This window comes from Nocardia transvalensis NBRC 15921, from assembly GCF_000308875.1.
Classification (GTDB): Bacteria; Actinomycetota; Actinomycetes; order Mycobacteriales; family Mycobacteriaceae; genus Nocardia; species Nocardia transvalensis.
The window spans coordinates 74,521-81,456 of sequence record NZ_BAGL01000080.1 but is presented as its reverse complement, the minus strand read 5'-3'; the positions used below and the strand labels follow the sequence as shown (position 1 = coordinate 81,456).

Annotated in this window: 5 protein-coding genes and 1 pseudogene; 4 read left to right on the top strand and 2 right to left on the bottom strand. The window is 71.4% G+C overall.

The annotated features are described in order from the left end of the window. Positions 1 to 371, bottom strand: a pseudogene (locus tag ON41_RS41870) (hypothetical protein); the annotation flags it as partial. Between the two features lie 411 nt (positions 372 to 782). Between ON41_RS41870 and ON41_RS27965 the strand changes: the two are divergent. The 4 genes from ON41_RS27965 (at position 783) to ON41_RS27950 (ending at position 6,328) form a co-directional block, all read left to right on the top strand. Then, positions 783 to 1,370: a TetR/AcrR family transcriptional regulator gene (locus ON41_RS27965; protein ID WP_051162654.1), complete on the top strand. Its 588-nt coding sequence runs from the start codon at positions 783 to 785 to the stop codon at positions 1,368 to 1,370. A gap of 123 nt (positions 1,371 to 1,493) precedes the next feature. Next, positions 1,494 to 2,303 carry an SAM-dependent methyltransferase gene (locus tag ON41_RS27960; RefSeq protein ID WP_040750868.1) on the top strand — a complete coding sequence of 270 codons (810 nt, stop codon included), beginning with the start codon at positions 1,494 to 1,496 and terminating at the stop codon, positions 2,301 to 2,303. Between the two features lie 61 nt (positions 2,304 to 2,364). Next, positions 2,365 to 5,241, top strand: coding sequence for an FAD-binding and (Fe-S)-binding domain-containing protein (locus ON41_RS27955; protein WP_083905693.1), 2,877 nt, complete (start codon positions 2,365 to 2,367; stop codon positions 5,239 to 5,241). A 4-nt stretch (positions 5,242 to 5,245) separates the two neighbouring features. Further along, complete coding sequence (locus ON41_RS27950; RefSeq protein WP_040750866.1) at positions 5,246 to 6,328, top strand: saccharopine dehydrogenase family protein; 1,083 nt, start codon at positions 5,246 to 5,248, stop codon at positions 6,326 to 6,328. On the opposite strand, the gene ON41_RS27945 is transcribed toward ON41_RS27950, so the two are convergent. Continuing rightward, complete coding sequence (locus ON41_RS27945) at positions 6,318 to 6,836, bottom strand: DoxX family protein (protein ID WP_040750863.1); 519 nt, start codon at positions 6,834 to 6,836, stop codon at positions 6,318 to 6,320. The genes ON41_RS27950 and ON41_RS27945 overlap by 11 nt on opposite strands. Positions 6,837 to 6,936 lie beyond the last annotated feature (100 nt).

Genomic DNA, 6,936 nt, shown 5'->3' with positions numbered 1-6,936 from the left:
TCCGTCCCCCGGTGGGCCAGCGCGTTGAGCAGGCCGCGCCGGGCGCGCCGGTCCCGCCCGCAGACATCGGTGGCGACCGCCAGCGCCCGCGGGAAGCGGCCGCCGCCGCGGGCGTCGAGAATCGGCCCGAGGGCCAGCATCTCGGCGCCGAGGATGCGTAACGGCCGCGCGTCGACGCCGTCGGCGACCAGCACGGTGACCTCCCACCCGGCCGCCGCCCGGTCGAACAGCCAGCCGCCGGCGTGCTCGATGACGTCGACGATATCCGTGGCGACCACGTCGAGCCGGTACCTCGCCGGCCGCGGCCGATGTCCCGGCTGCACGGCCGGCGTACTGCGCAGATCGGCGCGGCCGGATCGGAAATCGTCCATGGGAACTCCGTTCGATGGTGGTGCGGTGTCACCGAGTCCTCGCCCGCGGCCGGTGTTCCGCGGCATGCGGAAATCCGTGCTCGCGCAACGGAGGACGAATGAAGAGCGCGAGTGCGGCGTGTTCTACCGGGCTTGACAGCGCGTCGGAGAGGGTAGCGGGCGGCCGGCCGCACGCGGCGTGCGGTGAGCGCCGGGCGCGTATTCGCCGGTCCGGCCACGGTCGGCTCGCTGTTGCAGGACAAGTCGTCGGCCACGATGCCTACGGTTCCCTTCCCGGCGCCTGCGGCCGGGAACTCGTCCCGGCGTAGCGGAGCCGGCCACCACCATGTGATTATGCCATTTCGCGTGAGCGAGAATCTAATACTCAAATATACACTTGTCAATTTTCATACAGATGTCTATTTTGAGGCTATGTCGCAGCATTCGTCGCAGGTCATGGCCGGGGGAGACCGCCGGGTGCGCCGTACGCGCGCGGCCCTGTTCGAGGCGGCGGTGCGGCTGGTGTCCGAGCGCGGCACGACCTCGATCGCGGTGACCGAACTCGCCGACGCCGCGGGCGTGAGCCGCCAGGTGGTGTACCTGCAGTTCGGCGACCGGGAATCGCTACTGGCGGCGGCCGCGATGGATCTCACCGAGCGCGAGCTGTACCCGCTGCTCCCGGACCTGGGCGAGGACACGCTGCGGCACCGGATCCATTCGGCCGCACGGCATCTGGCCGGCCACCATCGCTTCTACCGGGCGCTGGTCACGGGATCGTGCGGGTTCGCGCTCCGGACGGCGGCGATCCGCTCCTTCGAGGATCTGCACCGCCGCAATCCGGTCCCGGTCCTGGAGAATATGCGCCCGCATACGGCCGCTGCGGGAACCTTCCTCGTCGGCGGTGTCATGGCGGTCATCGACGACTGGCTGCTGGAGACCGAACGCGAACCGGACCCGACGGTATTGGCCGAGCGGTTGCTGGCGATGGCCGCGCATTTCACCGATCTGCGTCCGCGCTGACTCGCGAGCGGTAGCGGCCCGGGGGTCTGGACGAATGTACGGATACTCTCGGGTGGATTGCCCGGATGAGGTATACCTCCGGGTAGGGATCTTCCAGTTGTCAACGCACAAGGAGACTTTGCCGTGTCCGGTCCGATCGACCTGCACACCGACGTGCCGCATTCGGCACGGATGTACGACTATTTCCTCGGCGGCAAGGACAACTACGAGGCGGACCGCGACGCGGCCGAGAAAGCGCTCCAGGAATTTCCGGCCGTCCGGGTCACCGCGCGGACCAATCGCGAATTCATGCGGCACGTCACGCGTTATCTCGCCGAGCGCGGCATCCGGCAGTTCCTGGACATCGGCACGGGCATTCCCACGGAGCCGAATCTGCATCAGGTCGCGCAGGAGCTGGCGCCGGAATCCCGGGTGGTGTACGTCGACAACGATCCGATCGTCCTCTCGCACGCGCGGGCGCTGCTGGTGAGTACGCCGGAGGGCCGCACGGCCTACGTGCAGGCCGACGCCGCGGATCCGGCGGCGATCCTGTCCGCCCCGGAACTGCGCGAGACCCTGGACCTCTCGCAGCCGGTGGCCGTCTCGCTGATGGCGCTGCTGCACTTCGTGCCCGGCGACGTCTACGAGATCGTGCGCACCCTGATGGAGCCGCTGGCGCCGGGCTCGTATCTGGCGATGTCGCACGTGACGACGGATTTCGACGACGGCGAGGACGATCCCGACGGCATGGCCCGGCTGCTGCAGGTCTACGTGGACCGCGGCATACCCGTGCAGCCGCGCACCCGTGCCGAGGTCGCCCGCTTCTTCGAGGGCCTGACCATGGTGGACCCGGGCGTCGAGGTCATCCACCGCTGGAACAACGGCGGCATCGACCACCCGGCCAGCCACGACAAGCAGGTCTCCCTCTACGGCGCGGTCGCCCGCAAGGGGTGATCCGGGGCCTTCACCCGCGTGCCTGTGCGGGCGGAGTGCCGGGGCTGGTACAGGTGTAGGCGTGCACTCCACCGCGTCCCGCCCGAGTACCGCCGCTCTCGCCGCCGTCGTGGCCGAGCTGAGAAACCACGGCATCGATACCGACGACAGCGCGCTCACCCGCGCCCTGTACGCCTCGGACGCGTCGGTGTACCGGATCCCGCCCGGCGCGGTCGTGTTCCCCCGCCGGGCGGAGGAGGTCGAGTCGGTGGTCGCGGCGTGCGTGACGAACGGCGTGCCGATCACCAGCCGCGGCGCGGGAACGTCCATCGCGGGCAACGCGATCGGGACCGGCGTCGTCATCGACCACAGCCGGTACCTGGATACGGTGCTGGCCATCGACCCCGAAACCCGTTCGGCGCGAGTGCGTCCGGGGATCGCGCACGCCTCGCTCCAGCGCGCCGCCGCACCGCACGGCCTGCGCTTCGGCCCGGACCCCTCCTCGCACAGCCGGTGCACGATCGGCGGCATGATCGGCAACAACGCCTGCGGATCGCGCGCGCTCGGGTACGGGCGGACCAGCGACAACGTCCGCGGGCTGCACGTGCTCACCGTGGCGGGCGAGCACCTGCGCCTCGGCAGCCTCGCCGGGCGGGACGAGGGGCCCTCGGCGGTGCTCGATTCGCTGCGGGCCACGGTCGGGGAATCGCTGGGCACCATTCGAACCGAATTCGGGCGCTTCGGACGGCAGGTCTCCGGCTACGCCCTCGACCCGCTGCTGCCGGAGAACGGGTTCGACGTCACCAAGCTGCTCGTCGGATCCGAGGGCACCCTCGGCGTCGTGCTGGAGGCCGATGTCCGGCTGGTGGCCGACGCGACGCACCGCGTGATGGGCGTGCTCGGTTTCGAGACCATGGTCGCCGCCGCGGCGGCCGTCCCGGCGATCCTCCCGTTCTCGCCCATCGCGTGCGAGGGTCTCGACAGCCGGATCACCGACGTCGTGCGCGCGCTGCGGCCGGGCGCCGTGCCCGAGATGCCGCGCGGCGCCGGATGGCTGTTCGTCGAGTTCGCGGGGGAGGACCGGGCCGAACTCGAGGCCATGGTCGCCGCGGTCACCGAGGCGAGCGGCGCGCTGGATTCCCGCCTGGTCGGTTCCGCGAAAGAGGCTGCCGCACTGTGGAAGATCCGCGAGGACGGCTCGGGACTGGTCGCCCGCACGCCCAGCGGGCGGCCCGCGCACGCCGGCTGGGAGGACGCGGCCGTGCCGCCGGAACACCTGGCCGCCTACCTCGCGCAGTTCGACGATCTGCTGGGCGGCTACGGCCTGACGGGCGTGCCGTACGGGCATTTCGGGGACGGCTGCGTGCACGTGCGGATCGACTTCGACCTCGACGACGCGCGCGGCCGCGGCCGGTTCGAGGAGTTCCTCGACGATGCCGCGAAACTGGTCGGCAGCTACGGCGGGTCGATGTCGGGAGAGCACGGCGACGGGCGGGCCCGCAGCGCGCTGCTGTCGCATATGTATTCGCCCGCGGCGCTGTCGTTGTTCGGCCGGGTGAAGCAGCACTTCGATCCCGCGAACCTGCTGAATCCGGGCGTTATCGTGGACCCGCTGCCCGCCTCCGCCGATATCCGCTACACGCCCGCGGTGCGGCAGCCCCTGGAGTTCGCCTACCCGCACGACGCCGACGGCCTGTTCGGGGCCGTGCACCGGTGCACGGGGGTGGGGCGGTGCGTCGCTCCCAACCCGTCGGCGACCGTCATCTGCCCGTCGTTTCAGGCCACCGGTGAGGAGAAGGATTCGACCCGCGGCCGCGCCCGGATCCTGCAGGACGCCGTGGCCGGGCACCTCGGCCCCGCGGGCCTGTCGGCGCCCGAGGTGCACGAGGCACTGGATCTGTGCCTGAGCTGTAAGGGCTGTAAGTCCGACTGCCCGACCGGCGTCGACATGGCCACCTACAAGGCCGAGGTCCTGCACCAGCGGTACAAGGGGAAGGTGCGGCCGCGCTCGCACTATTCGCTGGGGCGGCTGCCGCTGTGGCTGCGCCTGGCCCGCCGCATGCCTCGCGTCGCCAACCGGCTCGGCGGGATTCGCGCCACCCATCCGATGGTCGCCTGGATCGCGGGTATCGATGCGCGCCGCGCGATTCCGGAGATCGGCGCCGCCGCCGACCGGTCGGCGTGGCGCGCCGCACAGCGGGCGACGATGACCGGCGCCGCGACCAAGGACGTCGTGCTGTTCGTCGACACCTTCACCGACAGCTTCACACCCGCGGTCGCGACCGCGCTGCTGGAGGTGCTCCGGTCGGCCGGTTATCGCGTGCACGTTCCGCCGCGCGGCGTCTGCTGCGGGCTGACCTGGATCTCCACCGGCCAGCTCGACGGCGCGCGCCGGCGGCTCGAACAGACCGTCGCGGCACTGCATCCCTATGTCGCACAGGGCATGACGGTGCTGGGGATCGAGCCGTCCTGTACCGCCGTCCTCCGCTCCGATCTCACCGAGCTAGTGGAATCCGAAGAGGCGCGGGCGGTTTCGGCGGCCGTGCGCACCCTGTCGGAACTGCTGAGCGCCGACGAGGATTACCGGCTCCCCGACCTGTCCGAGGTGCGGGTGCTGGCCCAGCCGCACTGCCACCACCACGCGGTGCTCGGCTGGGACGCCGACCGCCGCCTGCTGGAACGCGCCGGCGCCGAGGTCACGGCGGTCGGCGGATGTTGCGGGCTGGCAGGCAATTTCGGCGCCGAACGCGGCCACTACGACGTCTCGGTCGCCGTGGCCGAAACCCAGCTCCTGCCCGCCCTGCGCGCGGCGGCGGACGATACGGTGATCCTGGCGGACGGGTTCTCCTGCCGCACACAGATCGAGCACCTCGCCCACCTGCGCGGCGCTCACCTGGCCGAACTGCTCGCCGGGAAGCTCCCGGACCACGCACGGCCAACCGCACGGAACGACAGGTAGGACCATGCCGAAGATCGTGTTGTTCGGCGCCACCGGGTACACCGGGCGCCTCGTCGCCGAGGACCTCGTCGCCCGCGGCGTCGTCCCCGTCCTTGCGGGGCGCAATGCCGCCGCCCTCGGGAAACTCGCCACCGACATCGGCGGCGCGGAGACCGCGGTGGCCGACGTCGCCGATCCCGCCTCGGTGCGCGCCCTGCTGAGCCGCGGGGATGTGCTGGTGACGACGGTCGGGCCGTTCCTGCGCTACGGCGGACCCGCCCTCGCGGCGGCGCTCGAGGCGGGAGCGCACTACTTCGACTCCACCGGCGAGGGGCCGTTCATCCGCGACGTCTTCGACCGCGACGACGAGGCGCGGCGGGCGGGCGCGGGCCTGCTGACCGCGTTCGGATTCGATTACGTGCCCGGCAATCTGGCGGCCGCCCTCGCGCTACAGGAGGCGCCCGGCGCCGTCCGGGCCGATATCGGATACTTCGTCGCGAGCCCCGGCATCAGCGGCGGCACCCGGGCATCGGTAATCGGCATGCTGTTCGAACGCGGCTTCGCGCTGCGCGGCGGACGCGTCGTATCCGAACGGCTGGGCGCGCGGATTCGCACCTTCGAGGTCGGCGGCCGGTCGCGGACCGGGGCGTCGGTGCCCGGATCGGAACATCTCGCGCTCACCCGGACCTACCCCGGCCTGCGCGACGCGGGCGTCTACGTCGGTGCGCCCGCAGCGGTGGCGGCGCGCGGCCTCCAGGTCACCGCGCTGCTGTCCGATGCCGTCGCGCGGGTGGAACCGGTGAAGCGGCTGGCCGAGGCGGGGCTCGCCCGCGTCGTGACCGGGTCGAGGGGCGGTCCGGGACCCGAGTCGCGGGCCCGCACCCGGTCGTGGGCGGTCGCCGACGTCTCGGACGCGGCCGGGCGCGTCCTGTCGTCGGTCACGCTCACCGGGGGAGATCCGTACGACTTCACCGGCGCGATCCTCGCGTGGGGCGCGCAGACCGCCCTGGACGGCGGCCTGCGCGCGACGGGCGCCCTGGGTCCGGTCGACGCGTTCGGCCTGGACGCGCTCGTATCCGGAGCGGCCGAGGCGGGCTTCAGCCGGTAACCGCTTCGGCGCGAACATCTTTCGCGCGGGCGGCGGTCCGGAGCAGCCCGGCGGCGCAGAGCGCGACCGCGATGTAGAGGATCTGCTCGGGGACGCGGATCCAGAGGGGACTCGTGGGTGCGCCGTGGAACGGGATGTCGGAGACGGCGGCGTAGACATTCGCGGGCAGCAGCGCCACGAACAGTGCCGTCAGGGCGATCCCGGCGGGACGGCGGGTCCGTGGGAGGACGAGGCCGGCCGCGCCGAGGAGTTCCAGCACACCGGTCAGATACACCTGGAAATCGGGAAAGGGAACGGCGGGCGGCACCATCGGGACCAGGTCGCCGTGGGTGGGAACCGGCCCGCTCGCCAGGCTGTCGGGCAGGAAATGCGTGGTGCCGGTCATCACCAGCATGGCCGCCAGCGCGTACGCCGCGCAGACGGGCCACCGCGCGAACCGGTCCGTGCCCAGCGCGCCCGCCAGGCGCAGCGCCGCCAGGACGACCACGAGAAAGATCAGGGTTTCCATGTCATACCTCCGTGAGCGGTGAGCGGTCCGACACTCTAAAGAACGATAACTATCGATAGCTACACTATCGACTAAGATTATGGATAGTGGAACTTCCAGC